The following is a 210-nucleotide window of genomic DNA, read 5'->3' as shown; positions in this document are numbered from 1 at the left end:
GTATAAAAATGCCAAAAGTTACAGCCTGGTATTATAATGAAGACCACAAATACTTGGGCACGGATACCCTTTACAGAAATTAAAAAAAGCACCTCAATTGAGGTGCCTTTTTATTTATGATAATTCAATTAAGATTAAGATCCACACATTAAACAGACATCGCCTTCATTGGCTTTTGCTTGTGCGATTAAAGCCTTCATCTCTTCAGGA

Annotated in this window: 1 protein-coding gene; it reads left to right on the top strand. The window is 35.2% G+C overall.

The features are described from left to right. The first annotated feature begins 8 nt into the window (after window positions 1–8). A complete protein-coding gene (locus ACRHOC_RS15955; protein ID WP_431159533.1) occupies window positions 9–83 on the top strand; it encodes a hypothetical protein in 75 nt (24 codons plus the stop codon). Window positions 84–210: the final 127 nt, after the last annotated feature.

The sequence above is a fragment of the Winogradskyella poriferorum genome (assembly GCF_050618035.1).
GTDB lineage: Bacteria > Bacteroidota > Bacteroidia > Flavobacteriales > Flavobacteriaceae > Winogradskyella > Winogradskyella poriferorum_A.
Note: the sequence above shows the minus strand (reverse complement) of the source record. Positions and strands in the feature narration are given on the sequence as shown.